The organism is Pseudomonas migulae (assembly GCF_043225285.1).
GTDB lineage: Bacteria > Pseudomonadota > Gammaproteobacteria > Pseudomonadales > Pseudomonadaceae > Aquipseudomonas > Aquipseudomonas migulae_C.
On the sequence record NZ_CP171224.1, the window covers coordinates 4,346,044 to 4,370,643 of the forward strand.

Here is a 24,600-nt window from a genome sequence, read left to right on the forward strand (position 1 = left end):
CTGCTCGCGAAGGCGTCAGAACAGTCACCCTTCACGGTGACTGACACACCGCTTTCGCGAGCAGGCTCGCTCCCACGGGTACAGTGTTGTTCTCGCAAATAGGGCCAAACCCCAACGTTTATGGCAAACTTCGCGCCTATAAACGCCGGAACCGCGGTTTTGAGCCTCTACAGGTTCGGGCGGTGCGGAATAAAGCGATGCCTGGTTTGCTTCCTGTGACGGGAACAGACCCTTTATGTATTGGTACGTCGGTGCCAATGCTTTCTGCCTGAACAGATTAGAGAAACGACCATGCATAACGTCGTCATCAGCGGCACCGGCCTGTACACCCCGGCCAACAGCATCTCCAACGAAGAGCTGGTGCAGTCTTTCAACGCTTACGTCGCGCAATTCAACGCCGACAACGCCGACGCCATCGCCCGTGGCGAAGTCGAAGCCTTGACCGAATCCAGCGCCGCGTTTATCGAAAAAGCCTCCGGTATCAAAAGCCGCTTTGTCATGGACAAGGACGGCATTCTCGACCCGCAACGCATGACCCCACGCCTGCCGGAACGCTCGAACGACGAGTGGTCGGTTCTTTGCCAGATGGCCATCGGCGCGGCCGAGCAAGCCTTGCAGCGCGCCGGCAAAACCGCCGCCGACATCGACGGCGTGATCGTTGCCTGCTCCAACCTGCAACGCGCCTACCCGGCCATCGCCATCGAAGTCCAGGAAGCCCTGGGCATCCAGGGTTTCGGTTTCGACATGAACGTGGCGTGCTCCTCGGCCACCTTCGGCATCCAGGCCGCCGCCAACAGCGTGCAACTGGGCCAGGCCCGGGCCGTGCTGATGGTCAACCCGGAAGTCTGCACCGGTCACTTGAACTTCCGCGACCGCGACAGCCACTTCATCTTCGGCGACGCCGCTACCGCGGTGATTATCGAGCGTGCGGACCTGGCGACGTCCAAGTACCAGTTCGACGTGGTCAGCACCAAATTGCTGACCAAGTTCTCTAACAACATCCGCAACAACTTCGGCTTCCTCAACCGCGCTGCGGAAGAGGGCATCGGTGCCAAGGACAAACTGTTCGTGCAGGAAGGCCGCAAGGTGTTCAAGGAAGTCTGCCCGATGGTCGCGGAGCTGATCGGTGCGCATCTGGAAGAGAACCAGCTCAACGTCGCCGACGTGAAGCGCTTCTGGTTGCACCAGGCCAACCTCAGCATGAACCACTTGATCGTGAAGAAACTGCTGGGTCGCGAAGCCACCGAAGAAGAAGCGCCGGTGATTCTCGACACCTACGCCAACACCAGCTCTGCCGGTTCGGTGATTGCGTTTCACAAGAACCAGGATGACCTGGCCGCGGGTTCGCTGGCGGTGCTCAGCTCGTTCGGTGCTGGTTATTCGATTGGTAGCGTGATTCTGCGTAAACGCTGATCCGACCCGGAGCCTGAACCCTGTGGGAGCGAGCCTGCTCGCGATGGTCGTCAACGATAACGCTGGGTACCTGATAACCCGCAGCGGTATCGAGATAATCGCGAGCAGGCTCGCTCCTACAGGTTAACGCCGGAAACAAAAAAACTCGCGCTGCAGTATCGGACGGATGATGGGGACCGATACGGCAACGCGAGTTTTTAAAATCAGCTCAGGCTTCCTTGCCCGAGTCGTGTAGCGTGAAAATCAGAACTTGGCTTCGGCATCCAGTTGCAGGGTGTTGATGTTGGTGTCCTTGCGATTGGCGCTGGCAGTGTTGCTGAAGTAGTCGGTCTTCGCCAGGAAGTAAGTCGCACCCAGGGTGAAGTTCTTGTCGAGCTCGTAGCTCACTTTCAGCTTGCTGCCACGCGAACCGGTGAAACCGTTGGCGAAGTCAGAGTCGGTGAAGGCACCGACCACAGCGTTACGCTGTACGTCGCGGTAGTTGTAGTCCAGGCCAAAGCCGTAAACCTTGGTCTTCACACCGGCCAACCAGCCCATGTCTTGATCGTTGCTGGCGCTGTCGTTGTTGACGACCTGGCCGTACAGCGACAGCGGCATTGGCAGGCCGCCGATGTCGAGTTGACCAAAACCTTCGTACAATTTGAACTCTTCACCCAAGGTGTTGCCGTTGGTGGCCAGTTGGCTTGGGTTGGTTGCGGTTGATGGTGGCGCGAGTTCCGGGCTGTTTTCGTCGTTGTCGTAGGCGTAAACGCTGCCGCCCAGGGTCATTTTCAGGTTGTCAGTGATCGCGAAGCGAGCGCCCAACTGGCCAGCGTACAGACGCAGGTCGTGTTTGAACTGCACGCCTTCACCGTCAACGTTGTCCTTGAGGGTGTAGTGGCCGGCGCTACCGAACAGCTCGGTGCTGCTGCCCAGTGGGTATTTGTAGGTTACTGCCAGACCTTCCGGGTTGATGTCGCTATCCCAGATGATGTCGCCCATGCTGACCCATTGTTGTGGCATCTTGCCGCCAACGAAGTGCAGGTTCTTGATGGCGTCAGGGTGGTAGTCGACATAGCCCAGGTCCAGCCAGATCGACTTCTTGTCGAAGTAGTTGTTCAAGTCCTGGTTGGTGGAGCGAGCGTCATCGTTGCTGCCAGTAGCGATACGGATACCGGTGTCAACTTGTGGGTTGATTTCGGAGTAGGCACCCAGGCGGGCACGAATGCGCTGGCGACTCTGGTCGCCGGTGTTGGATACGCTGTCGTTGTGGACGTTTTCCTGACGGAAACGCACGTCACCCTTGAACTGGGTCTTGGCAGCCCACGCCAGTTTCTGGTCGAAGGTGCTCAGCGCTTCGGTTTTCTTCGCGGTGGCCGCGATCTGCTCGTTGGTCTCTTGTTGAGCCTGACGAGCGATTTGCTGGTCTTTCTGATCCCGGGCCAGTTCGGCTTGCAGTTCGCTGTACTGCGCGTTGGTAATCGAACCGTTAGCCTTGAGCATGTCGAGCAGTTTGGCGTCGACTGCGGCGCTGGCCGGTACACTCATGGCCAGCAGCAGACCGCCACACAGGGCCGCCGCAGTTTTCGTGGAAGCAAGACGCATATCAATCTCCGAAGATGAGAGGGGATGACTGAGCCATCCAGGGCACAACCGACCGTTGAAGGACGGAAAACAGTGGCCGGGCTAGAACCCGACGCTCTAAAAACTGGCGCCAGTATCGCGATGGTTTATGACAAAGCAGTGGCAATGTGATGGCGTCTCGATGACGATACAAAGATGGGATGAACTTTTTATTGGCACGTCTGTCGGCGGTTTGCGGCGTGTGGAAACGCCAGCGATCAGCGATACTCGCAGGGCTCTACCCCGCTAACCGGAGAGAAGTGGATGCCGTTGCAACGTCTGGAAAAACTGTCTGAGATCGCACCGCACACCTGGGATGCCCTGGTGCCGGAGGCTCAGCCGTTCCTGCGCCATGCCTTTCTCAGCGCGCTGGAGGACAGTGGCAGCGTCGGTCCGCATTCCGGGTGGCAGCCCGAACATTTGCTGCACATGGAAGGGGGCCGGTTGATCGCCGCATTGCCCAGCTATCGCAAGTGGCATTCCTACGGCGAGTACGTGTTCGATCACGCCTGGGCCGATGCCTGCGAGCGTGCCGGTATCGACTATTACCCGAAACTGTTGACCGCCGTGCCGTTCAGCCCGGTCAGCGGACCGCGCCTGCTCGCGGCCAGCGTCGAAGACGGTTTCGAACTGCTGAAGAGTTTGCCCGGCTACCTTGAGATCGAAGAACTCTCCAGCGCGCACATCAACTTCACCGATCCGTTCACCGACGCGGCGCTGGCGGAACAACCCGGCTGGCTGCAGCGCGTCGGCTGTCAGTACCACTGGCAAAATCGCGGTTATCGGGATTTCCAGGACTTCCTCGACGTTCTCAGTTCCCGCAAGCGCAAGCAGATGCGCAAGGAACGAGAGCAGGTGGCGGGGCAGGGTTTCGAATTCGAATGGCTGGAAGGTCGGCAGCTGGATCAGGCGCAGTGGGATTTCGTTTACGCCTGCTACGCCAACACTTATGCGGTGCGTCGGCAACGGCCTTATCTGACGCGGGAGTTCTTCAGTCTATTGGCTGAGCGCATGCCGGAATCGATTCGGGTGGTGCTGGCGAAGCAAGGCTCACGACCGGTGGCGATGGCCTTCAGTCTGGTGGGCGGTGACAGTTTTTATGGCCGTTACTGGGGTTGCCTGGCGGAGTTCGACCGCCTGCATTTCGAGACGTGTTTCTACCAGGGCATGGACTATGCGATCGCCAACGGCTTCCAGCGTTTTGATGCCGGCGCTCAAGGCGAGCACAAGCTGATTCGCGGCTTTGAACCGGTGATCACCCATTCCTGGCATTACCTGCGCCATCCGGGCCTGAAGGCTGCGGTCAAGGATTTCCTGCAACAGGAGCGGCTGGGCGTGCTGGCGTATGCCGAGGACGCGAGGACCGCCTTGCCTTATCGACAAGGCTGATCCTCGTCCGTGGGTTCAGGTGCCTTCCTTGCCCAGCCATCGGTAGGTCACGCCACCGATCACCGCGCCCAGCAAAGGCGCGACCCAGAACATCCACAATTGCGCGATGGCCCAGCCGCCAACGATCAGCGCCGGGCCGGTGCTGCGCGCCGGGTTGACCGAGGTGTTGGTGATCGGGATCGAGATCAGGTGGATCAGCGTCAGGGCCAGGCCGATGGCGATCGGTGCCAGCCCGGCGGGTGCTCGTTTATCCGTTGCGCCGAGGATGATCAGCACGAACATCGCGGTCATCACCAGCTCGCAGACAAAGCCGGCGGCCATCGAGTATTTCCCCGGGGAGTGTTCGCCGTAGCCGTTGGAGGCGAGGCCGGCGGAGAGGTCGAAGCCTTCCTTGCCGCTGGCGATGTAGTAGATCAACGCGGCGGCGATGATCCCGCCGATGACCTGGGCGATGATGTAGGCGGGCAGTTCCCTGGCGGGAAATCGACCACCGACTGACAAACCGACCGATACGGCGGGGTTGAGGTGGCAACCGGAGATGTGGCCGATGGCGAAGGCCATGGTCAGCACGGTGAGACCAAACGCGATGGCCACCCCGAGGACGCCGATTCCCAGCGGAGAAGACGCGGCCAGAACCGCACTGCCGCAACCCCCCAACACCAGCCAGAACGTACCTAACAACTCAGTGACTGAACGTTTGAACAGAGACATGAGGGTGTCCTTGATAGGTTTCCTATCGAGACTGTATCGAGTTATGCATCCTGCAGATTTACGACAGGCTCATCTCCAGAACCTTGGCTGAGTACAGCAGGGTTTTTCTGGAAATCCAGTGGGTTCGAAACTGCCAGAGCCTGTTGGGGACGGGGTTTGGTGGAGTTTTGGACGGGCGGTGTTGGGGGCATATCCGTTATTTTTTTGATGGCGACTGGCGGTTTCGCTCTTACAGCGAGTCACTTGGAAAAGCCCCAAGTAACCAAGGGCTCTTGCCCCTTTCGTTCGGTGCCTCGCCAAGGCTCGGCATACCCTCGCTCCGGTCCTGCTCCGTGGGCCCGCCGCCATCGGCCATCCATGGCCGGGGGCGGCTAACCCGGCATCCATGCCGGGTTGCCCACTGCGCAGAACCTGCGCTCGGCCTCTCGAGGGGGCGTGCACCTCAAAAGCCAGATCAAAAGCGAAAGGCGAGCTAGCGCTCGGCCTGATGAGTGGTGAAAGTCAAAAGCGAACGCGATTCCCTGTAGGAGCCAGCTTGCTGGCGAAAAACGCCCAGACACCGCGTTCATCCAGACAGCCCGCGTCTTCGTTAACATCCATCGCCAGCAAGCTGGCTCCTACAGTTTTGACCGTGTGAACCCGATCCACTGTAGGAGCGAGCCTGCTCGCGAAAAATGCCCGGACACCGCGTGCGATCAGACAACCCGCGTCATCGTTGACGTCCATCGCCGGCAAGCCGGTCTCGCTCCCACAGGGAAATGCGGTCAAGCGGAGAGCCAGGTCGGCTACCAGGCACGCTCAGACACCGCGTTCATCTAGACAGCCCGCGTCTTCGTTAACATCCATCGCCAGCAAGCTGGCTCCTACAGTTTTGACCGTGTGAACCCGATCCACTGTAGGAGCGAGCCTGCTCGCGAAAAATGCCCGGACACCGCGTGCGATCAGACAACCCGCGTCATCGTTGACGTCCATCGCCGGCAAGCCGGTCTCGCTCCCACAGGGAAATGCGGTCAAGCGGAGAGCCAGGTCGGCTACCAGGCCGCCTCGGCGGCTGTGGCGGTGGTCGCCCCCTCGAGAGGCCGAGTGGAGGTTCTGCGCAGTGGGCAACCCGGCAGGGATGCCGGGTTAGCCGCCCCCGGCCATGGATGGCCGATGGCGGCGGGCCCACGGAGCAGGACCGGAGCGAGGCACCGAACGAAAGGGGCAAAAGCGCTTGGTTACTTGCCGCTTTTGCAAGTGACTCGCCGTAAGGGCGAAACCAATAACGGCCGTTACCGCGGCAACGGATATGCCCCCCAATCAATCAATCAATCAATCAATCCCAACAAACCCCCCAGTCTGATGCTGCCACAACCGCGCATACAACCCACCTTGCGCCAGCAACTCAGCATGAGTCCCAGTTTCCGCAATCTTGCCTTTCTCCAGAACCACCAACCGATCCATCCGCGCAATGGTCGAAAGCCGGTGAGCAATGGCAATCACGGTCTTGCCCTGCATCAGCGTTTCAAGGCTTTCCTGAATCGCCGCTTCGACCTCCGAATCCAGCGCCGAGGTGGCCTCGTCCATGATCAGGATCGGCGCATCCTTGAGCAGCACCCGGGCGATGGCGATCCGCTGACGCTGGCCGCCGGAGAGTTTCACCCCGCGTTCACCGACATGAGCATCGAAACCCGTGCGGCCTTCAGCGTCCGACAACAACGGAATGAACTCATCAGCCCGCGCCTTGTGCACCGCTTCCCAGAGTTCGGCATCGGTGGCATCGGGATTGCCATAGAGCAAATTGTCACGGATCGAACGATGCAGCAGCGACGTGTCCTGGGTGATCATGCCGATGCGCGCCCGCAGGCTTTCCTGGCCGACCTCGGCAATGTTCTGACCATCGACCAGGATGCTGCCGCCCTGCACGTCATACAGACGCAGCAACAGGTTGACCAAGGTTGATTTGCCAGCGCCGGACGGGCCGATCAAGCCGATTTTTTCCCCGGGTTTGATCGTCAGGTTGAGGTCGCCGATGATCCCGCTCTTCTTGCCGTAGTGGAAATCCACGTGCTCGAAGCGCACCTCGCCACGGCCAACGGCCAGCGGCCTGGCTTCCTCGCGGTCGGTGACGCTGACCGGTTGCGCGATGGTCTGCAGGCCGTCCTGAACCATGCCGATGTTTTCGAAGATGCCCGTGACCACCCACATGATCCAGCCGGACATGTTGACGATGCGAATCACCAGGCCGGTGGCCAGGGCAATGGCGCCGACGGTGATCAGCGACTGCGTCCACAACCACAGCGCCAGGCCGGTGGTGGTGACGATCAGCAAGCCGTTCATGCTGGTGATGACCACGTCCATGCTGGTGACCACACGGCCGGCCAGCTGGGCTTTCACGGTCTGCTCTTCGATCGCTTCCTTGGCGTATTGCTGTTCGAAGTTGGTGTGGGCAAACAGCTTCAGCGTGGTGATGTTGGTGTAGCCGTCGACGATCCGGCCCATGAGTTTGGAGCGCGCGTCCGAAGACACCACGGAGCGTTCCTTCACCCGTGGCACGAAGTAGTAGAGCGCGCCGATGTAGGCTGCGATCCAGGCCAGCAGCGGGATCATCAGGCGCCAGTCGGCCTCGGCGAACAGCACCAGCGCACTGATCGCGTAGATCAGCACGTGCCACAGCGCGTCCACGGCCTGCACGGCGGAATCGCGCAACGAGTTGCCGGTCTGCATGATGCGTTGGGCGATGCGTCCGGCGAAGTCGTTCTGGAAGAAATTCAGGCTTTGCTTGAGCACGTAACTGTGGTTTTGCCAGCGGATCATGCTGGTCATGCTCGGGCTCAGGGTCTGGTGCACCAGCAGGTCATGCAGGCCCACGAACACCGGGCGCAGGACCAGCGCCACGACGGCCATCCAGGCCAGTTCGAGGCCATGTTCCTGGAAGAAATTGACGTTCGGCGTGCCCTGGGCCAGGTCGATGATGCGGCTCAGGTAGCTGAACAGCGCCACTTCGATCAGTGCGCCGAACAGGCCGACGGTCAGCAGGGCGGCGAAACTCGGCCAGACCTGCTTCAGGTAATAGGTATAGAAAGGGAAAACACGGTCGGGCGGGGCCGCCGTCGGGGCGTCACGGAATACGTCGATCAGTTGTTCAAAACGGCGATAAAGCATCAGTTCTCCGCCCGCGTGCGGGCTCTCCTTTAAACGCTATGAGCGGCGCCGAAGGCCGGCGGCCGCTCAACATCCCTGTGCTCGTGGATCTCAGTCGATACGCTTGGCCGACTTGATCAGCACCGGGTCGATGGGCACATTCTGCATGCCGCTTTTGGTAGTGGTTTGCGAGTTGACGATGATGTCCACCACGTCCATGCCCTTGACCACTTTGGCGAATACCGCGTAACCGGCATCACGGCCCGGATCGAGGAAGGCGTTGTCGGCCACGTTGATGAAGAACTGGCTGGTAGCCGAATCCGGGTTCGACGTACGCGCCATCGACAGCGTGCCACGCACGTTGTGCAGGCCGTTGCTGGCTTCGTTCTTGATCGGTGCCTTGGTGTCTTTTTGCGCCATCTGCGCGGTGAAACCGCCGCCCTGGGCCATGAAGCCCGGGATCACACGGTGGAAAATCGTGTTGTTGTAAAAGCCGCTGTCGACGTACTCAAGGAAGTTCTTGGTACTGATCGGCGCCTTGACCGGGTCCAGTTCGATTTCGATCTGGCCGTTGGTGGTCTCCAGCAGAACGTGCGGCGCCTTGGTGGGCGTGGCAGCCATCAGGTTGGCGGCAAACAGAACGGAGCCAGCGACGAGGGCGATTTTTTTCAGCATGGGTCAGTGATCCTGAGTGTGGTGGTGTCGACTGCGGTGAGAAACTCGAGCAGGGTTTGGTTGAAGCGTTCGGGTTGATCCAGCGGGGTGGCGTGGCGCGAATCGGCGATCACCACCAGCCGCGCATCAGGCAGCAGTTTTACGTAAGTCTCTTTCAGCGACACCGGTGTGTAGTCACGGTCGGCGCTGACGATGAGGGTTGGACAGGACACTTTGGAAAGTCGTTCCTGAACACCCCAGCCAACGATAGCGTCGAAGCTGGCGAGATAAGCATGTTTGTCGTTTTTTGCCCAGCGCTCGGCCATCTTTTGACGCAATTCGGCCTGCTCCGGCTTGGGAAACAGTTTGCCTCCAAGGGCCTTGCCGATGGTGCCCAGGCTGAGTGCGCGCATCAGGCTCCAGCGCTTGAACCACTGCCAATAGTCGTCGCGGCTGCGCAGTTTGACCTCGGGCGCGCTGTTGACGATGCACAGGCTTTTGAGCAGTTGCGGCTGATCCACCGCCAGTTGAAAGCCGATCATGCCACCCATGGAAAGTCCCACATAATGTGTCGGGCCGAGGTGCAAATGTTCGATCAGGGCGACCAGATCAGCGCTGAACCCGGCGATGCTGTAGCGCTCGCGGGGCTTGTCGGAACGACCGTGACCGCGCACATCCGGCACGATCACCCGATAGCGGGCGGACAGCACCGGGATCTGTTTTTCCCAGTCCAGGGTGCTGGAACCCAGGCCGTGCACCAGCAGCAGTGGCTCGCCGTGGCCATATTCCTCGTAGTGCAGGTTGCAACCTTCGTGTTCGAAATAAGCCATGGGTTCACTCCGTGTCAGGCTTGTTCAGGGGCGGCGAAAGGCGCATCCAGCGGCGCGGTGTCGAACGTGCGCAGCAGTTCGATGAGGATTTGCGTGGCCGGGCCCAGCGGTTTGTCCTTGTTCGAGTACAGGTAGAAGCTGGGGTTACGGCTGCCGCCCTGATCCAACGGTAGCAGCTTGAGCGTTCCTTCCCTGAGTTCGCGCTCGATCATGTGCCGGGGCAACCAGGCGAAACCCAGGCCGCTGCTGACAAACGTCGCGGCGGTGGCCAGGCTGCCGACGGTCCAGCGCTGCTCGGCGCCGAGCCAGCCGACATCCCGTGGCTGTTGGCGGCCGGAGTCGCGGATCACCACTTGCATATGGGTTTCCAGGTCCTGGAAATTCAGCGCGCGGTTCAAGCGATGCAGGGCATGTTCGGGGTGGGCGACGGCGACGAATTCGACGTCGCTCAATTCCGCACCCAGATAGCCCGGAATGCTGAACCCGGTGATCGCCAGGTCGGCCACGCCTTCTAGCAGGACTTCCTCCACGCCCGACAATACTTCTTCGCGCAAACGCACCCGGCAGCCACGGCTTTGCGGCATGAACGCGGTCAAGGCGCGGACGAGGCGGGCGCTCGGGTACGCGGCGTCGACCACCAGCCGCACTTCCGCTTCCCAGCCTTGCTCCATGTGATGGGCGAGATCTTCCAGCTGGCTGGCCTGTTTCACCAGTTGCCGCGATCGGCGCAACAGTACGCCACCGGCTTCGGTCAGCACCGCTTTGCGGCCGTCGATGCGCAGCAGCGGCACGCCGAGCTGATCCTGCATGCGAGCGACGGTGTAGCTGACTGACGATTGCGAGCGGTGCAGCGCTTCGGCGGCCTGGGCGAAACCGCCGTGGTCGACCACGGCCTGCAATGTTCGCCATTGATCAAGGGTCACGCGGGGCGCTTTCATGTTGAGCTCCTCTTGTCCTAAGCTGGCGGTCCCTATTGGAGACTGCCGAATGAAAAAATTCTGTGTTTTGGTGCTGGCGATGTTGCCGTTGACCGCGTTTGCCTACCCGATCGACGTCCAGAAGCAGCTGAACGGCTTGAGCATCGACTACAACGCCTTCGACACGGATACCGACATCGCCTCCATTCAGGTCAACAACTACGGCAGCACCGACGCGAGCTGCAAGGTGGTGTTCAACAACGGGCCGGAAGCGCCGCGCACGCGCAACATCGAAGTCGCCGCCGGCAAGCACAAAACCGCCACCGCCAAGTTCAACCGTTCCATCATCAAGATGCGCATCAACCTGAGCTGCACCCCGAAATAACGCCAAACCTTGTAGGAGCGAGCCTGCTCCCGATAGCAGCGCATCAGGCGAATGAGAAAGTGCCTGACCCACCGCTATCGCGAGCAGGCTCGCTCCTACAGAAGGGCATGCTCAGCTTATAAACGAATTTATTGATGGGTTATAGCAGTTATTTGCGCTTTTTCATCGATATGACTCTGTTTAACCTTCACTCCATCGACTTACAGCATTCTCAGATGGAGGCTACATCCCATGTCCCGCGTTCTGATCATCGAAAGCAGCGCCCGCCAGCAAGACTCGGTATCCCGTCAACTGACCCAGACCTTCATCAACCAGTGGAAAGCCGCGCACCCCAACGACCAGATCACCGTACGTGACGTGGCGGTCAACCCGGTGCCACACCTGGACATCAACCTGCTGGGCGGCTGGATGAAACCCGCCGAGCAGCGCAACGACATCGAACAGGCTTCCCTGGAACGCTCCAATCAGTTGACCGATGAGCTGCTGGCCGCCGACGTGCTGGTCATGGCCGCGCCGATGTACAACTTCGCGATTCCCAGCACCCTGAAAGCCTGGCTCGACCACGTGCTGCGTGCCGGCGTGACCTTCAAGTACACCGACACCGGCCCGCAAGGCCTGCTGAGCGGCAAGCGCGCCTACGTGCTGACGGCTCGCGGCGGGATCTACGCCGGTGGCCCGGCGGATCATCAGGAACCGTACCTGCGTCAGGTCATGGGCTTCATCGGCATCCACGACGTGACCTTCATTCACGCCGAAGGCATGAACCTGGGCGGTGACTTCCAGGAGAAGGGCCTGAACCAGGCCAACGCCAAGCTTTCCCAAGTGGCCTGAGGCTTTAATCGCCAGATAATCCCTTGATGTTCAAGTGACCTGGCGCAACCCCTTCAAGCTTTACGCGCATCGAACCTCCCTTTGCACTTGTTGCTCCTGAGTGCCGTAGCCCGATTGAACGCATTGGCGAGATCGGGCTTTTTTTTGCCCGCGATTTAATGAACACGCATCCCTCTGTAGGAGCCGGCTTGCTGGCGATAGCGTCCGTTCAGTCAATAAATAGATTGGCTGACCCACCGCCATCGCCAGCAAGCCGGCTCCTACAGGGTTCCGTGTTCTCGCGATCGAGGGCAAAAACAGCTATCGTCGCCGCCATTCGAAAATGAGGCGAGCATGGGCTATCTACTTTTTGTCACGCTGATCCAGGCGTTTTCCTTCAGTCTGATCGGCGAATACCTGGCCGGGCATGTCGACAGTTACTTCGCGGTGCTGGTGCGCGTGGTGCTGGCGGGGCTGGTGTTCATTCCGTTGACCCGCTGGCGTTCGGTGGAGCCGGCGTTCATGCGCGGCATGCTGCTGATCGGTGCATTGCAGTTCGGCGTGACTTACGTCTGCCTGTACCTGAGCTTCCGCGTGCTGACGGTGCCGGAAGTGTTGCTGTTCACCATCCTCACGCCGTTGCACGTGACGTTGATCGAAGACGCGCTGAACCGCCGGTTCAATCCATGGGCCTTGATCGCCGCGTTGGTGGCGGTACTCGGTGCGGCAGTGATCCGCTATGACCGGATCAACCCGGATTTCTTCATGGGCTTCCTGTTGCTGCAACTGGCCAACTTCACCTATGCCGCCGGGCAGGTGCTTTATAAACACCTGGTGGCGCGCCACCCAAGCGACCTGCCACATTATCGGCGCTTCGGTTACTTCTACCTGGGCGCACTGGCGGTGGCACTGCCGGCGTTCCTGCTGTTCGGTAAACAGAACTTCCTGCCTGAAGCGCCGCTGCAATGGGGCGTTTTGCTGTTCCTAGGCCTAGTCTCGACCGCATTGGGCCTGTACTGGTGGAACAAGGGCGCGTGCCTGGTGAATGGCGGGACGCTGGCGGTGATGAACAACCTGCATGTGCCGGTGGGGTTGTTGATCAATTTGCTGATCTGGAATCAGCATGAAGAGCTGGGGCGGTTGTTTCTTGGCGGTTCGGTGATCTTGATGGCGGTGTGGATCAGCCGCTTGGGCATACGCCGACCGGCCGTCGCACACTGAACCTTGTGGGAGCGAGCCTGCTCGCGATAGCGGTGTGACAGGCAACATTTAAGTCGACTGACACACCCTCGCGAGCAGGCTCGCTCCCACAGGTATTGCGGGGTTACATGAGGTGTTTTTCCTGCTCGGGAATGTGGCTCGCGCCCAACACCGCCGGCAGCAACCCGGCCCGCAGATCCCCGCCGCTCGGCTGCTGATAGAGGCTCAAGCCAAACTCCGGCAACACCGCCAGCAGGTAATCGAAAATATCCCCCTGAATCCGCTCGTAATCCGCCCACGCCGTGGTGCGGGTGAAGCAGTAGATTTCCAGTGGAATACCCTGCGCCGTGGTCTGCATCTGCCGGACCATGCAGGTCATGTTCGGCTGGATCTCCGGATGGCTCTTCAAATACGCCAGGGCATAGGCGCGGAAGGTGCCGATGTTGGTCATCCGCCGCCGGTTGGCCGACATCGCCGCCACGTTGCCCTGCGCCTCGTTCCAGGCCTTGAGTTCAGCCTGTTTGCGGCTGATGTAGTCGGTCAGCAGGTGCACCTGGGACAGCTTCTGCTCTTCGTCATCGCGGATGAATCGCACGCCGCTGGCATCGATGAACAGGCTGCGCTTGATCCGGCGCCCGCCGGATTGCTGCATGCCGCGCCAATTCTTGAACGACTCGGACATCAGGCGCCAGGTCGGAATCGAAACGATGGTCTTATCGAAATTCTGCACTTTGACCGTGTGCAACGTGATGTCCACCACGTCGCCATCGGCGCCGACTTGCGGCATCTCGATCCAGTCTCCGACCCGCAGCATGTCGTTGCTGGTCAGCTGCACGCTGGCGACGAACGACAGCAAAGTGTCCTTGTAGACCAACAGAATCACCGCCGACATGGCGCCCAGGCCGGATAGCAGCAACAGCGGTGAACGGTCGATCAGCGTGGCGACGATGATAATCGCGCCGAACACGTACAAAACCATTTTCGCCAGTTGCACGTAGCCTTTGATCGAACGGGTGCGGGCGTGTTCGGTGCGGGCGTAGATGTCCAGCAACGCGTTGAGCAGGGCGCTGATGGCCAGCACCAGGAACAGAATGGTGAACGCCAGCGCGACGTTGCCGAGGAAGATCAGGCTGGTTTTGCTCAGCTCCGGCACCAGGTGCAGGCCGAACTGGATCACCAGCGACGGCGTCATCTGGGCCAGGCGATGAAATACCTTGTTCTGGCGAAAGTCATTGATCCAGTGCAGGGACGGTTGGCGACCGAGCATTTTGGTCGCGTGCAGGATCAGATAGCGCGCCACTCGTCCGAGGGCCAGCGCCACCATCAGCAACAACAGCAGCCCGAGGCTGGAATGCAGGAGCGGGTGCTGGTCGAGCGCACCCCAAAGGTCTTGGACGTTGAGCCAGAGCTGTTTGATATCCATGGGTAAAATCGTTTCTTCTGTAGGACGCGTCGGGGCGATTAGAGCATTTAAGCCGCTTTGGATGACGTTTGAGGACAAATGACGCAACAAAAAAGCCACTGTTTGCACTCGTTTGCATAAAGAAACTCGGCCTCGGCGCTCGAAACCGTTACCCTATGCAGCTGTTTTTTTGTATTTCTTCGAGGTAGCACCCGTGTTTTCCCAATTCGCCCTGAACGAACGCCTGCTCAAAGCCGTGGCCGAGCTTAAATTTGTCGAGCCAACGCCTGTGCAAGCAGCGGCTATTCCGCTGGCGCTCCAAGGGCGTGACCTGCGGGTGACAGCGCAAACCGGCAGCGGCAAAACCGCCGCTTTCGTTTTGCCAATCCTCAACCGTCTGATCGGCCCGGCGAAAATCCGCGTCAGCATCAAGACCCTGATCCTGCTGCCGACCCGCGAGCTGGCCCAGCAGACCATCAAGGAAGTCGAGCGCTTCGCTCAATTCACCTTCATCAAGTCCGGCCTGATCACCGGCGGTGAAGACTTCAAGGTCCAGGCCGCCATGCTGCGCAAGGTGCCGGACATCCTGATCGGTACGCCGGGGCGGATGATCGAGCAACTGAACGCCGGCAACCTCGACTTGAAAGAAGTTGAAGTGCTGGTCCTCGACGAAGCCGACCGCATGCTCGATATGGGCTTTGCCGAAGACGTGCAGCGTCTGGTGGAAGAGTGCTCCAACCGTCAGCAGACCATGCTGTTCTCGGCCACCACCGGTGGTTCGGGCCTGCGCGAAATGGTTGCCAAGGTGCTGAACAACCCTGAGCACTTGCAGCTGAACAACGTCAGCGATCTGAATGCGACCACCCGTCAGCAGATCATTACCGCTGACCACAACCAGCACAAAGAACAGATCGTGAACTGGCTGCTGGCCAACGAGACCTATCAGAAGGCCATCGTGTTCACCAACACCCGTGCCATGGCTGACCGTATCTACGGCCGTCTGGTCGCGCAGGAATACAAAGCGTTCGTCCTGCACGGTGACAAGGACCAGAAAGACCGCAAACTGGCCATCGATCGCCTGAAGCAGGGCGGCGTGAAAATCCTCGTCGCCACCGACGTTGCCGCTCGCGGCCTCGACGTGGATGGCCTGGACCTGGTGATCAACTTCGACATGCCGCGCAGCGGCGACGAATACGTTCACCGTATCGGTCGTACCGGCCGCGCCGGCAACGATGGCCTGGCCATCTCGCTGATCTGCCACGGCGACTGGAACCTGATGTCGAGCATCGAGCGCTACCTCAAGCAGAGCTTCGAGCGCCGCACCATCAAGGAAGTCAAAGGCACCTACGGCGGACCGAAAAAGGTCAAGGCCTCGGGCAAAGCCGTTGGCGTGAAGAAGAAAAAGGTCGACGCCAAGGGCGACAAGAAGAAAACCGGCGCCAAGGCACCGACCAAGCGCAAGATCGCCAACCGACCAAAGACCGACGCCCTGTCGCTGGTCAGCAAGGACGGCATGGCCCCGCTCAAGCGCCGCAAGCCGGAAGCGCCGGCCGCTGAATAAAGCGCCGTAGCGACCCCATAAAAAAACCGGACAAATGTCCGGTTTTTTTTCGCCCGTGAATTGCGACGCGATCCCTTGTAGGAGCCGGCTTGCCGGCGATCCTGGCAACACGGTGCATCTGGATAACCAAATCGCCAGCGAGCTGGCTCCTACAAATCAGCTCTCGGCTTTTTTGTCCGCCGTTTCCAATTCCTTCATACGCTGATCAATCAACTGGCACTTGTCCGGCAGATCCGCGCTGGCCGTGCCCAGATCCATCTTCTGCAACTCATCGTTGATCTCCTTGGCCTTCTTCGGATTCTGTTCGGTGAGCTTGGCCACTTCCTTGGCCAGTTGTTCGCGTTTGACGTTGGCTTCATCAGGCGTGCAAGCCCAGGCGGGGAGGGCGCACGCGAGGGTGGCGACGAGGGTAAGTTTCAGCAGGTTTTTCATGGAGTGGGCCTCGGTTCCGGTAAGGCGGGATATCCGGTTGAGGGGTGTGATCGCGGGAAAGTTCAGCGCAGCGGATTGTTCGCACATGCGAGGTGCTGTTTACGGATCGTTCAATTGACCGAGAAACGGCGTCAAATTACTATGGCGCCATTATTTTGATATCAATTTTTCAGGGATTGAACATGCTTCCCAGAGTCGCCCTCGCTGGCCTTTTGCTCACAGTTTCCGGTTGTACAAACATCAAGGTCGACCCCGTCGCCCCGCAATACAAAATCACCCAACTCTGCATCGAAGAAAACCCGAAAGTGGTGGTGGGTGATTTCGTCGATGGCCTGCAGACGCTTCTGCGCAAGCACAACATCGAGAGCCGGCTTTATGCCGCGCCCGTCCCGAGCAGCTGTGAGTATCGTCTGACCTATACCGCCATTCGCTCGTGGGACTTTTCCGCGTATTTGTCCGATGCCAGTGTCCGGCTTTACAAGGGAGATCAACAGATCGGTTTCGGCCAATACCATCTGACGGGCGAGGGTGGATTTGATCCTTCAAAAATCGCGTCGGTAGAGGAAAAAATGGCACCGGTGATCGGTCAATTGCTGGGGCAAAACAAATGAGCAAAGCGATGAAAAGTATTCCGGTGCTGTTGCTCATGCTGTTGTTGAGCGGGTGCGGTCACACCAGCTCCAGCCAGCCCTACTTCGAGCCGCCGGCGCCACCGCAGGGCAAGGCGCGGGTTTATATGATGCGGACCCAGGTCATTCAAGGCAGCTTTTATGACAGCGTGTTCAGCATCAATGACAGTGCGGTGGTCGGGCTGAATGACCAGACCTATTCCTGGGTGTTGGTGACGCCAGGTTTGCACAAGGTTTCCGCCGGTGTGCGTCCCGACCCCCGAAACGTTCGCCTGACCCTGCCGGTGGAAGAAGGGCAAGATTATTTCGTTGAGTACACCCAGGAGAACATGGTCGAAATGGTTCGGGTGAAAAGTGCGAAGGACGGCAAGGCCATGGTGAAGCGGTATTCGTATATTCCGGTGAAATAGTGGTGCCGGTGTAAAGCACAACATAAGAAACGGGCGACCTTTGGGGTCGCCCGTTTTCATTTTGGTGCAGTGATATGAGTGGCGAAGCCTTTATCCCCCGTGGCAGCAACTCGAAGTTGCCTTGTCTTCATATCGATCGTGATGCCTGATCCATTCCATGATCTGCTCTTCATTACGGCCCTTGGGCATGAGGTCGAGATAGTTGTAGGTGCCAACCAGCATGTCCAGGCCACGGGCATAAGTGGAGTAGGTGTGAAAAATCTCGCCGGCCTCGTTGCGATAAAACACGCTGAGGCCTGGGAGTTCTTCTTCGGCGCCGTCGGACTTTTCGTAGTTGTACGTCGCCTTGCCGGCGGCGACGTCTTCTGCCCGGGCCGTGACGCCAAAGTCGTAGTTGAAATCGCAGCCTTCTGACGACACCCAGTCGAATTTCCAGCCCATGCGCCGTTTGAATGCCTGGAATTCGGCGAAGGGGGCGTGGGAAACCGCTACCAAGGCGACGTCATGGTGAGCCAGATGCTGGTTCGCGCCGTCGATATGGTCAGCGAGGAACGAGCAACCGGGGCAGCCTTCATCCCAGCCGTCGGCGAACATGAAGTGGTAGATCACCAGCTGACTGCGGCCGCCGAACAGGTCGGCCAGTTTCAACTCACCGTGGGGGCCCTGGAAGTGGTAGTCCTTTTCGATTTTCACCCAGGGCAGGGCGCGACGTTCGGTGCTGAGTTTGTCGCGTTCGCGGGTGAAGGCTTTTTCGTGGGCCAGGTGTTGTTTGCGGGCAGCGAGCCATTCTTCTCGCGACACAACCGGATGGTTCTGAATGTTCATCGGGTGTTCTCCTGCGCAACGCTGGGAGGTGACTGACACAATTTGTCGATTGACCTGTAGCGAATTCGACATACCGCCGGTCAGCGCCGTTCAAAACCTGCGCTGAACGGCTGCGAGCGCTGTCGGTCACAACCATTGAAGGCCATCTCACTTACGGCTTTGGAGGTTGAACAGGATGACGACTTATAACTGGGATTTGATCGAACGTTTGCTGCACGAAGTGCAGAAAGAAGAACCCAGCTTCACGCCGCGGGCCTATGCCGAGCAATATGCGGCGCAGAAGGCCACGGAAGGTGAGCAGACCGAGAACCTGGACCATCTGAAAGCGGTAGCTGGCGAGTACGAAAAGTTACTGTTGGCGCGGGGTTATATAGAGCCTCTGCCTGAAGAGCAGGGTGGGACCGGTTCGAATTATCGGCTGACCCTGCGTGGTTCCAGTTTGTTGAGCCTGATCGACAGCAGCATTCCCGGTAATGATCATCCGCGGCAGGTGCTGGATGAGCAGCACGATGCGCTGGATGAAGTGACGTTCGATGAAGTGGCGTCCAAAGCACAGATTGCCTGATCGGCACAGAACCCTTGTAGGAGCTGGCTTGCCAGCGATGGCGGCCTGACAGCCAACATTGATGTCGGATGTCAGGCCGCCATCGCCGGCAAGCCGGCTCCTACAGTGAGGAGTGGTGGAGTCACTACTCGTGTTTCGCTGCTTTTAGGCACTTCAAGTCGTTGAAGTCCTTGCGCACCCCTTCGATTTTCTTCAACAACCGCTCACGCTGAGTCGGCGTGCTTTCCGCCATCAAATCGACAAACAGGCTGCGCGCCTGCGCCTCGGTGTTGGCGTAGGCCTTGCGGTAATCGGCTGTCCATAAACTCTCGCGATTCACCAGAAGCGTCTCGATCCTCTGTGGGAATTCCGGGCTCTGTCGTTGCGCGACCGCCGCACTGAATTGCTTCTGCCAATGAGCCCGGTTGGCGATCCATTGGGTGTTCTGATCGCCCAAGGCGTTGGACCAGCTGACAACGCGTTGTTGCTGGGTCGGGCTGAGTGGACCGAGCCAGTCATTCAGGCGTTTATCCATGCGCTCGGCGCGCTCCTTGATCTGCTGGTCGAGGGACGGCTTCACGTAATCCTGCTGGCGTTTGCGCTGGTCCTTGGCAAAGGCGTCATTCATCTCCGCGACTTGTTTGTCGTCCAGCCCCTGCAACAACTCGATAGCCGACGGGGTGATTTCCCGCGCAGTCTGGGCGATTGCCTGTTTGGCTTCCTGGGTACGGGCCTGCAGGGCGGCGTCGGTGACCTGGTTGGTCTCGACCATCACTTGCAAGCGGTCCAGCCAGTCGAGGTAACCCGGCAGTTGCGTGGTGCAGTGCCAGCTCAGGTGTTCCCTGAGGCGCTCGTTGAACCAGCCTTTCTGCTCGCCATTCATGTCCAGGTAATCGCTGAGCGTCCACGGGATGATCACGTCGAGGTTGCGATAGGCCAGTCCCATGCGGCTGCAGGCACCGAGGGCAAGACTGAGGGTGAGGACGACGGCGAGACACTTCAACCAGCGCGACATGGGCGAGTCCTTGCGAAAGCGTAGGTTCTCATGTGAACGCAGGATGAGCCCGCCAGTTCAGCCGATCAATAGAAGGCGCGTTCGGCCTTGAGGGTGACCAGGCCGTCGCACTGACTGTTGTGCCCGGAATAGGCGGAGCAGTCGCTGCCACTGAGGCTCGAGTCGCTGTAGATCAGGTCCAGGTCGATGCCCATGAATGGCCGGGAAAATGTCAGCGACCAGTCAGTGAAATTGCCTACGTAGCCACCGTCCACCGACACCGGGGTGTTGAGCTGATGAGTGGTGTATTTCATGCTGATCCCGATGCCGAACGGCTGATTGCCCCGCAGGTCGGCGAACACGGTGCTGTTCCGTTTGTCCGGGTCGTTACTGAACGCGGCGCCGAAACGGCTGCCCAGCAAGGTCAGGCCGCCGAAGAATTCCTGGGTGTCGAGGGTGTCCACCTTCGGGTAGCTGTAGTGGATCATCCCGACTTCGTAGCCGAGGGTTTGATCGAAGGGCTGTTTAAAACCCGCGTAGGAATCGACTTCAAGGTTGTTCCCCGGGCTTAGCCCCATGCTCGGTGACCATTGGCCAAAATAGAAGCCGCTGTCGTGGCTGAGATCGAGCCCGCCGTGGAAGGAGCCAGTGGTCGAAGGTTTGACCAGCCCCTGGGCCATGCTTCTGCTGGGCGCGGTGCCGAGTTTGAGGTCGAAATCCCCCAGTTCACGCTGGAAGATTTGCGCGTTGGCAGCCGGGCACAGCAGCAGGCCGACGAGCAAGAAAACAAAGGGTTTGAGCATGCGTCACTCCATGACAGCGGGAGCAGAAACGAAAAAACTGCTGAAACGCTTGATCTAGACGTGTGCAAGCATACCGGCGAATGCTCGGCATCGAGGGCCGTTCGTCGATTTTTGGAATATTGGATTTTGAGGTGGGGTGTAGCGGGAGGGTTCCAGTCCAAGCGCTTCGAAGCTCAAAGCGCCTAGGGACCAGGTGATGCGGGTATTACTTTTTGCCCAAGGTAATCTGCTTGGACGGGCCGAACGTCTGGCCGCTGACGCCTTTGGCAATTTGCTGGATCTCGCCGCCGGACTTGAGGAACGCTGCGATCTGGTTGTTGATCGACTCGCTGGTTTCAACGGCTGGAGCTGGCTTTGCTTTGCTGGTGGATGCTTTTACGCGCATGGCGGCCATTAACCTGTAGAAAATTAACTTGGCCACGCATCGTACAGGAAATACTTGACAATTGCTTGGCAAATATCCCCCTGAAATACAGATCACAAAAGCGCTATTTATCGCAAGTTATTATTCGAGATAAGTCCCTAAGCTGCTGTTTTAAATAAGAACATTGGCGCTGATATTTGGCTTTTTGCCGGGTTCGAAGGGCCAGGATTCGGCAGGCTGGCCTGACGAGCGGCCAGGCCTGTGCGACAAATCCCTGAAAAATTAAGGGCTTCAGAGGATTTTCTTCGGTCGCCGGGCCGGGCACCGAACGTGGCCCGCAAAAACGGGTAGAATGCCGCCCACGCAATGAGGGTATTGGAAATGGCTTTAGTCGGGCGTTACAACAGTTTGCAAGTGGTTAAACACACTAACTTCGGTTTATATCTGGACGGTGGTGCGGACGGCGAAATTCTTCTGCCTAATCGTTATATCCCCAAAGATATTCCCAGCGAAGATGAAGACTGGCTCAACGTTTTTGTTTATCTGGACAGCGATGACAAACTCATCGCAACTACTGAAAAGCCGAAAGTTCAAGTCGGTGAATTCGCCAGTTTGAAAGTCGTTGAAGTCAACAGCATCGGGGTTTTCCTGGATTGGGGCCTGCCGAAGGATCTGTTGCTGCCGTTCTCCGAAGAAAAGCGCCAGATGACGGCGGGCGAGTACGTCGTGGTTCATGTCTACCTCGACAAGCACACCCGCCGCATCACCGCGACGGCGCGTCTGGACCGTTACCTGGACAAGACCCCGGCGAACTACACCCCCGGCCAGGAAGTTGATTTGCTGGTCGCCGAAGCCACCGACATGGGCTTCAAGGCAATCATCAACAACAAGCACTGGGGCTTGATCCACAAGAACGAAATCTTCAAGTTCATGCGCGCCGGCAAGGAAGAGAAAGGCTTCATCAAGGAAGTGCGGACCGACGGCAAGATCAGCCTGAGCCTGCAACCGGTGGGCGAAGAAGCCGCCACCAGCCTCAACTCGAAGATCCTCGCCAAGTTGCGTGAAAACAACGGCACTCTGCCGGTGAGCGACAAGAGTGATCCGGCCGTGATCACCAGCCTGTTTGGCGTTAGCAAAGGCAACTTCAAGAAGGCCATCGGCGCGTTGTACAAGAACGGCCAGATCGTCATTCATGCCGATCGCATTGAACTAAGCTGACCTCGCGCCGGCCCCATGTAGGTCGATCACATGGGGTTGGACTGCTATGAAAAAAGTGCTGTTGGCCTACGTTGGCACCTTGCTGGCGTTTCTTGTGCTCGACGGCCTCTGGCTTGGCGTGCTGATGGCCCCGACCTATCGGGCGCTGCTGGGATCGTTGATGCTCGACCAACCGCTGCTGGCCCCGGCAGCGGTGTTCTATCTCCTTCATACAATCGGCTGCGTGGTGTTCGTGGTGCTGCCGGCATTGAGCTGGCAGCGGGCTGCTTGCCTGGGTGCGCTTCTGGGGTTGGTGGCCTACGGGACTTATGACCTGAGCAACTGGGCGACGTTGAACGGGTGGTCGGCGCGGTTGGCGTTGATGGATATGGCTTGGGGCACCTTTGCCACGGCTGTGGCTTGTACTGTTGGTTACTGGGTGGCGAACAGGCGGGGGCGGGTTGATCCGTAATCTTCGCTGTCCGGGAAAAAGCTATCGCGAGCAGGCTCGCTCCTACAGGGGAAAGAGCACCTCGCAGGCTCCGCTGATCACCTGTAGGAGCGAGCCTGCTCGCGATTGACTGCGCAGCAGTCACCCATTCAGGTTGTATACAGAAAAACCTTGCACCGTTAGCAGGCAACAGCGCCCTGTTCATGGGCACTCCCTGCGCCGATACCTACCTGAAACCTCCAAAGCCATAGCCTGAAAGCCTTGATCTGTCACATATTCAACGTCTATGGCACGCATTCTGCGTAGCAACTCGTATACAAACCATGCCAGCTCCCGTACGCAGTGTGGTCGCCGCATCAACGTCGGGAGTCGCACCTGTATTTTCGAGGAGCCCTGCGATGACCGAGCAATTACCCAACGGCTACAGCCCCCGCCTGTATAACCAGGACCTGGGGCCGCTGCCGCAGAAATGGAATTGGTACAACATCTTTGCCTTCTGGATGAGCGACGTGCACAGCGTCGGCGGTTATGTGTTTGCCGCCAGTCTGTTCGCGTTGGGGCTGGCCAGTTGGCAGGTGTTGATCGCGTTGCTCGGCGGCATCTGCATCGTGCAGGTGATCGCCAACCTGGTGGCCAAGCCGAGCCAGCAAGCGGCAGTGCCGTATCCGGTGATCTGCCGGTTGGCCTTCGGGGTGTTCGGGGCGAATATTCCGGCGGTCATTCGCGGCCTGATCGCGGTGGCCTGGTACGGCATTCAGACTTACCTGGCGTCCAGTGCGCTGATCATTGTGGTACTGCGTTTCTTCCCTTCGATGGCCGTTTACGCCGAGCCGCATTTCGCCGGTTTGTCCTACCTGGGCTGGTTCGGTTTCCTCAGTCTGTGGTTTGTTCAGGCGCTGGTGTTCTGGGCCGGCATGGAATCGATCCGACGCTTCATCGATTGGGCCGGGCCTGTGGTTTACGGCGTGATGTTCATGCTGGCCGGTTGGATCGTCTGGAAGGCTGGCTGGAGCAATATCAGTTTCACCCTCGCGGAAAAATCCCTGTCCGGTTGGGAAGCATTCGGCCAGGTGATCGTCGCCACGGCGCTGGTGGTGTCGTACTTTTCCGGGCCGACCTTGAACTTCGGCGATTTCAGTCGTTACTGCCGGAGCATGAAGGACGTACGTCGCGGAAATTTCTGGGGCCTGCCGGTAAATTTTCTGGCGTTCTCCCTGGTGACGGTGGTGATCGTCTCCGGCACCTTGCCGGTGTTCGGTGAAATGCTTCACGACCCGATCGCCACCGTGGCCCGCATCGACAACAGCGTGGCTGTGCTGCTCGGCGCCTTTGCGTTTGTCACCGCAACCATCGGCATCAACATCGTCGCCAATTTCGTGTCCCCGGCCTTCGACTTCGCCAACGTCGCCCCGAGCAAAATCAGCTGGCGCGCCGGCGGCATGATTGCCGCGGTGGCCTCGATCTTCATCACCCCGTGGAACCTGTTCAACAACCCCGAGGTGATCCATTACACCCTCGATGTGCTGGCGGCGTTCATCGGTCCTTTGTTCGGGATTCTGTTGGTGGATTACTACCTGATCAAAAAGCAGCAGATCGACGTGGATGCTTTGTTCAATGACGGCCCGAGCGGTCAGTATTACTACAGCGGCGGGATCAACTGGACGGCGGTGAAAGCGCTTGTTCCCGCAACCCTGATGGGCGTCGCCATTACCTTCACCCCGGTGCTGCAACCGATGGCGAACTTCGCCTGGTTCACCGGCTGTTTCCTCGGCGGCGTGATTTACGCGGTCCTGGCCTGGCGCGAGCAGACATCGCCGGCGAGTGCCGTGGCCACGGCCAGATGACGCAAGCGGGTACTTAAAGGTCTCTGGCGGGCGGCAATTTCTGCCCGTGTGGTTGATAATCGACAGCATAATTTTTCGCCCCGGCACCGTTTGTTCAACAAGCGGGCCGG

General features: G+C 59.1%; 24 protein-coding genes and 1 pseudogene. 12 read left to right on the forward strand and 13 right to left on the reverse strand.

Going from position 1 to position 24,600, the window contains the following annotated elements; all coding sequences use genetic code 11:
• The first annotated feature begins 291 nt into the window (after positions 1 to 291).
• Entirely contained in the window at positions 292 to 1,413 is a 1,122-nt protein-coding gene (locus ACF6ZU_RS19925) for a beta-ketoacyl-ACP synthase III (protein WP_392886270.1), read from the forward strand.
• A gap of 243 nt (positions 1,414 to 1,656) precedes the next feature.
• Here ACF6ZU_RS19925 and ACF6ZU_RS19930 read toward each other — a convergent pair whose 3' ends face one another.
• Entirely contained in the window at positions 1,657 to 2,997 is a 1,341-nt protein-coding gene (locus tag ACF6ZU_RS19930; protein ID WP_392886271.1) for a putative porin, read from the reverse strand.
• A 282-nt stretch (positions 2,998 to 3,279) separates the two neighbouring features.
• Between ACF6ZU_RS19930 and ACF6ZU_RS19935 the strand changes: the two genes are divergently transcribed.
• Positions 3,280 to 4,404: a GNAT family N-acetyltransferase gene (locus ACF6ZU_RS19935; RefSeq protein ID WP_392886273.1), complete on the forward strand. Its 1,125-nt coding sequence runs from the start codon at positions 3,280 to 3,282 to the stop codon at positions 4,402 to 4,404.
• 15 nt (positions 4,405 to 4,419) lie between these two features.
• Here ACF6ZU_RS19935 and aqpZ read toward each other — a convergent pair whose 3' ends face one another.
• The 6 genes and pseudogenes from aqpZ to ACF6ZU_RS19965 form a co-directional block, all read right to left on the reverse strand.
• Positions 4,420 to 5,115 (reverse strand): aquaporin Z, encoded by a 696-nt coding sequence (gene aqpZ, locus ACF6ZU_RS19940; RefSeq protein ID WP_392886275.1) that lies wholly within the window; start codon positions 5,113 to 5,115, stop codon positions 4,420 to 4,422.
• A gap of 501 nt (positions 5,116 to 5,616) precedes the next feature.
• On the reverse strand, positions 5,617 to 5,883 hold the full coding sequence (locus ACF6ZU_RS19945) for a hypothetical protein (RefSeq protein ID WP_392886276.1): 267 nt from the start codon (positions 5,881 to 5,883) through the stop codon (positions 5,617 to 5,619).
• A 543-nt stretch (positions 5,884 to 6,426) separates the two neighbouring features.
• Positions 6,427 to 8,259, reverse strand: a complete 1,833-nt coding sequence (locus ACF6ZU_RS19950) for an ABC transporter ATP-binding protein (protein ID WP_392886278.1) — start codon at positions 8,257 to 8,259, stop codon at positions 6,427 to 6,429.
• A 90-nt stretch (positions 8,260 to 8,349) separates the two neighbouring features.
• The gene (locus ACF6ZU_RS19955) at positions 8,350 to 8,913 is read right to left on the reverse strand and encodes a peptidylprolyl isomerase (protein ID WP_392886279.1); all 564 of its coding nucleotides are present in this window, start codon (positions 8,911 to 8,913) and stop codon (positions 8,350 to 8,352) included.
• Positions 8,914 to 8,916: 3 nt separating this feature from the next.
• A pseudogene (locus ACF6ZU_RS19960) lies at positions 8,917 to 9,722 on the reverse strand (alpha/beta fold hydrolase).
• A gap of 14 nt (positions 9,723 to 9,736) precedes the next feature.
• Positions 9,737 to 10,660: a LysR family transcriptional regulator gene (locus tag ACF6ZU_RS19965; protein ID WP_392886281.1), complete on the reverse strand. Its 924-nt coding sequence runs from the start codon at positions 10,658 to 10,660 to the stop codon at positions 9,737 to 9,739.
• Positions 10,661 to 10,709: 49 nt separating this feature from the next.
• Here ACF6ZU_RS19965 and ACF6ZU_RS19970 point away from each other — a divergent pair, with 49 nt between their 5' ends.
• From ACF6ZU_RS19970 to ACF6ZU_RS19980, 3 genes are all read left to right on the forward strand, one after another.
• On the forward strand, positions 10,710 to 11,024 hold the full coding sequence (locus ACF6ZU_RS19970) for a 3-phosphoglycerate kinase (protein WP_392886283.1): 315 nt from the start codon (positions 10,710 to 10,712) through the stop codon (positions 11,022 to 11,024).
• A gap of 231 nt (positions 11,025 to 11,255) precedes the next feature.
• Entirely contained in the window at positions 11,256 to 11,855 is a 600-nt protein-coding gene (locus ACF6ZU_RS19975; RefSeq protein WP_392886285.1) for an FMN-dependent NADH-azoreductase, read from the forward strand.
• Between the two features lie 333 nt (positions 11,856 to 12,188).
• Complete coding sequence (locus ACF6ZU_RS19980) at positions 12,189 to 13,055, forward strand: carboxylate/amino acid/amine transporter (protein ID WP_392886286.1); 867 nt, start codon at positions 12,189 to 12,191, stop codon at positions 13,053 to 13,055.
• A gap of 103 nt (positions 13,056 to 13,158) precedes the next feature.
• Here ACF6ZU_RS19980 and ACF6ZU_RS19985 read toward each other — a convergent pair whose 3' ends face one another.
• Entirely contained in the window at positions 13,159 to 14,457 is a 1,299-nt protein-coding gene (locus ACF6ZU_RS19985; RefSeq protein WP_392886288.1) for a mechanosensitive ion channel family protein, read from the reverse strand.
• Between the two features lie 193 nt (positions 14,458 to 14,650).
• Between ACF6ZU_RS19985 and ACF6ZU_RS19990 the strand changes: the two genes are divergently transcribed.
• A complete protein-coding gene (locus ACF6ZU_RS19990; RefSeq protein ID WP_392886290.1) occupies positions 14,651 to 15,997 on the forward strand; it encodes a DEAD/DEAH box helicase in 1,347 nt (448 codons plus the stop codon).
• A gap of 156 nt (positions 15,998 to 16,153) precedes the next feature.
• On the opposite strand, the gene ACF6ZU_RS19995 is transcribed toward ACF6ZU_RS19990, so the two are convergent.
• Positions 16,154 to 16,429 carry a hypothetical protein gene (locus tag ACF6ZU_RS19995; RefSeq protein ID WP_392893851.1) on the reverse strand — a complete coding sequence of 92 codons (276 nt, stop codon included), beginning with the start codon at positions 16,427 to 16,429 and terminating at the stop codon, positions 16,154 to 16,156.
• Between the two features lie 92 nt (positions 16,430 to 16,521).
• On the opposite strand from ACF6ZU_RS19995, the gene ACF6ZU_RS20000 reads away from it, so the two are divergent.
• Positions 16,522 to 17,040 (forward strand): Sbal_3080 family lipoprotein, encoded by a 519-nt coding sequence (locus ACF6ZU_RS20000; protein WP_392886292.1) that lies wholly within the window; start codon positions 16,522 to 16,524, stop codon positions 17,038 to 17,040.
• 8 nt (positions 17,041 to 17,048) lie between these two features.
• Positions 17,049 to 17,468, forward strand: coding sequence for a DUF2846 domain-containing protein (locus ACF6ZU_RS20005; protein WP_392886294.1), 420 nt, complete (start codon positions 17,049 to 17,051; stop codon positions 17,466 to 17,468).
• A 90-nt stretch (positions 17,469 to 17,558) separates the two neighbouring features.
• Here the strand turns inward: ACF6ZU_RS20005 and ACF6ZU_RS20010 are convergent, their stop codons facing one another.
• Positions 17,559 to 18,293, reverse strand: coding sequence for a DUF899 domain-containing protein (locus ACF6ZU_RS20010; protein WP_392886295.1), 735 nt, complete (start codon positions 18,291 to 18,293; stop codon positions 17,559 to 17,561).
• A gap of 175 nt (positions 18,294 to 18,468) precedes the next feature.
• Between ACF6ZU_RS20010 and ACF6ZU_RS20015 the strand changes: the two genes are divergently transcribed.
• Positions 18,469 to 18,858, forward strand: coding sequence for a transcriptional regulator (locus tag ACF6ZU_RS20015; RefSeq protein WP_392886297.1), 390 nt, complete (start codon positions 18,469 to 18,471; stop codon positions 18,856 to 18,858).
• 124 nt (positions 18,859 to 18,982) lie between these two features.
• Here the strand turns inward: ACF6ZU_RS20015 and ACF6ZU_RS20020 are convergent, their stop codons facing one another.
• The 3 genes from ACF6ZU_RS20020 to ACF6ZU_RS20030 all read right to left on the reverse strand — a co-directional run bounded on the left by ACF6ZU_RS20020 (position 18,983) and on the right by ACF6ZU_RS20030 (position 21,028).
• Positions 18,983 to 19,852 (reverse strand): DUF6279 family lipoprotein, encoded by an 870-nt coding sequence (locus ACF6ZU_RS20020; protein ID WP_392886299.1) that lies wholly within the window; start codon positions 19,850 to 19,852, stop codon positions 18,983 to 18,985.
• A 65-nt stretch (positions 19,853 to 19,917) separates the two neighbouring features.
• Positions 19,918 to 20,634, reverse strand: coding sequence for a TorF family putative porin (locus ACF6ZU_RS20025; protein ID WP_392886301.1), 717 nt, complete (start codon positions 20,632 to 20,634; stop codon positions 19,918 to 19,920).
• Positions 20,635 to 20,839: 205 nt separating this feature from the next.
• Positions 20,840 to 21,028, reverse strand: a complete 189-nt coding sequence (locus ACF6ZU_RS20030; protein ID WP_028621608.1) for a hypothetical protein — start codon at positions 21,026 to 21,028, stop codon at positions 20,840 to 20,842.
• 351 nt (positions 21,029 to 21,379) lie between these two features.
• Between ACF6ZU_RS20030 and ACF6ZU_RS20035 the strand changes: the two genes are divergently transcribed.
• From ACF6ZU_RS20035 to ACF6ZU_RS20045, 3 genes are all read left to right on the forward strand, one after another.
• A complete protein-coding gene (locus ACF6ZU_RS20035; RefSeq protein WP_392886303.1) occupies positions 21,380 to 22,216 on the forward strand; it encodes a S1 RNA-binding domain-containing protein in 837 nt (278 codons plus the stop codon).
• A 46-nt stretch (positions 22,217 to 22,262) separates the two neighbouring features.
• Positions 22,263 to 22,667 (forward strand): DUF2177 family protein, encoded by a 405-nt coding sequence (locus ACF6ZU_RS20040; protein WP_392886305.1) that lies wholly within the window; start codon positions 22,263 to 22,265, stop codon positions 22,665 to 22,667.
• 377 nt (positions 22,668 to 23,044) lie between these two features.
• Complete coding sequence (locus tag ACF6ZU_RS20045) at positions 23,045 to 24,490, forward strand: NCS1 family nucleobase:cation symporter-1 (RefSeq protein WP_392886307.1); 1,446 nt, start codon at positions 23,045 to 23,047, stop codon at positions 24,488 to 24,490.
• The last annotated feature ends 110 nt before the right edge of the window (positions 24,491 to 24,600 follow it).

Coding starts and splice junctions, on each gene's coding strand:
- ACF6ZU_RS19925 (WP_392886270.1), top strand. CDS start 292: ATGCATAACGTCGTCATCAGCGGCACCGGCCTGTACACCCCGGCCAAC.
- ACF6ZU_RS19930 (WP_392886271.1), bottom strand. CDS start 2,997: ATGCGTCTTGCTTCCACGAAAACTGCGGCGGCCCTGTGTGGCGGTCTG.
- ACF6ZU_RS19935 (WP_392886273.1), top strand. CDS start 3,280: ATGCCGTTGCAACGTCTGGAAAAACTGTCTGAGATCGCACCGCACACC.
- aqpZ (WP_392886275.1), bottom strand. CDS start 5,115: ATGTCTCTGTTCAAACGTTCAGTCACTGAGTTGTTAGGTACGTTCTGG.
- ACF6ZU_RS19950 (WP_392886278.1), bottom strand. CDS start 8,259: ATGCTTTATCGCCGTTTTGAACAACTGATCGACGTATTCCGTGACGCC.
- ACF6ZU_RS19955 (WP_392886279.1), bottom strand. CDS start 8,913: ATGCTGAAAAAAATCGCCCTCGTCGCTGGCTCCGTTCTGTTTGCCGCC.
- ACF6ZU_RS19965 (WP_392886281.1), bottom strand. CDS start 10,660: ATGAAAGCGCCCCGCGTGACCCTTGATCAATGGCGAACATTGCAGGCC.
- ACF6ZU_RS19970 (WP_392886283.1), top strand. CDS start 10,710: ATGAAAAAATTCTGTGTTTTGGTGCTGGCGATGTTGCCGTTGACCGCG.
- ACF6ZU_RS19975 (WP_392886285.1), top strand. CDS start 11,256: ATGTCCCGCGTTCTGATCATCGAAAGCAGCGCCCGCCAGCAAGACTCG.
- ACF6ZU_RS19980 (WP_392886286.1), top strand. CDS start 12,189: ATGGGCTATCTACTTTTTGTCACGCTGATCCAGGCGTTTTCCTTCAGT.
- ACF6ZU_RS19985 (WP_392886288.1), bottom strand. CDS start 14,457: ATGGATATCAAACAGCTCTGGCTCAACGTCCAAGACCTTTGGGGTGCG.
- ACF6ZU_RS19995 (WP_392893851.1), bottom strand. CDS start 16,429: ATGAAAAACCTGCTGAAACTTACCCTCGTCGCCACCCTCGCGTGCGCC.
- ACF6ZU_RS20005 (WP_392886294.1), top strand. CDS start 17,049: ATGAAAAGTATTCCGGTGCTGTTGCTCATGCTGTTGTTGAGCGGGTGC.
- ACF6ZU_RS20010 (WP_392886295.1), bottom strand. CDS start 18,293: ATGAACATTCAGAACCATCCGGTTGTGTCGCGAGAAGAATGGCTCGCT.
- ACF6ZU_RS20015 (WP_392886297.1), top strand. CDS start 18,469: ATGACGACTTATAACTGGGATTTGATCGAACGTTTGCTGCACGAAGTG.
- ACF6ZU_RS20020 (WP_392886299.1), bottom strand. CDS start 19,852: ATGTCGCGCTGGTTGAAGTGTCTCGCCGTCGTCCTCACCCTCAGTCTT.
- ACF6ZU_RS20025 (WP_392886301.1), bottom strand. CDS start 20,634: ATGCTCAAACCCTTTGTTTTCTTGCTCGTCGGCCTGCTGCTGTGCCCG.
- ACF6ZU_RS20030 (WP_028621608.1), bottom strand. CDS start 21,028: ATGGCCGCCATGCGCGTAAAAGCATCCACCAGCAAAGCAAAGCCAGCT.
- ACF6ZU_RS20035 (WP_392886303.1), top strand. CDS start 21,380: ATGGCTTTAGTCGGGCGTTACAACAGTTTGCAAGTGGTTAAACACACT.
- ACF6ZU_RS20040 (WP_392886305.1), top strand. CDS start 22,263: ATGAAAAAAGTGCTGTTGGCCTACGTTGGCACCTTGCTGGCGTTTCTT.
- ACF6ZU_RS20045 (WP_392886307.1), top strand. CDS start 23,045: ATGACCGAGCAATTACCCAACGGCTACAGCCCCCGCCTGTATAACCAG.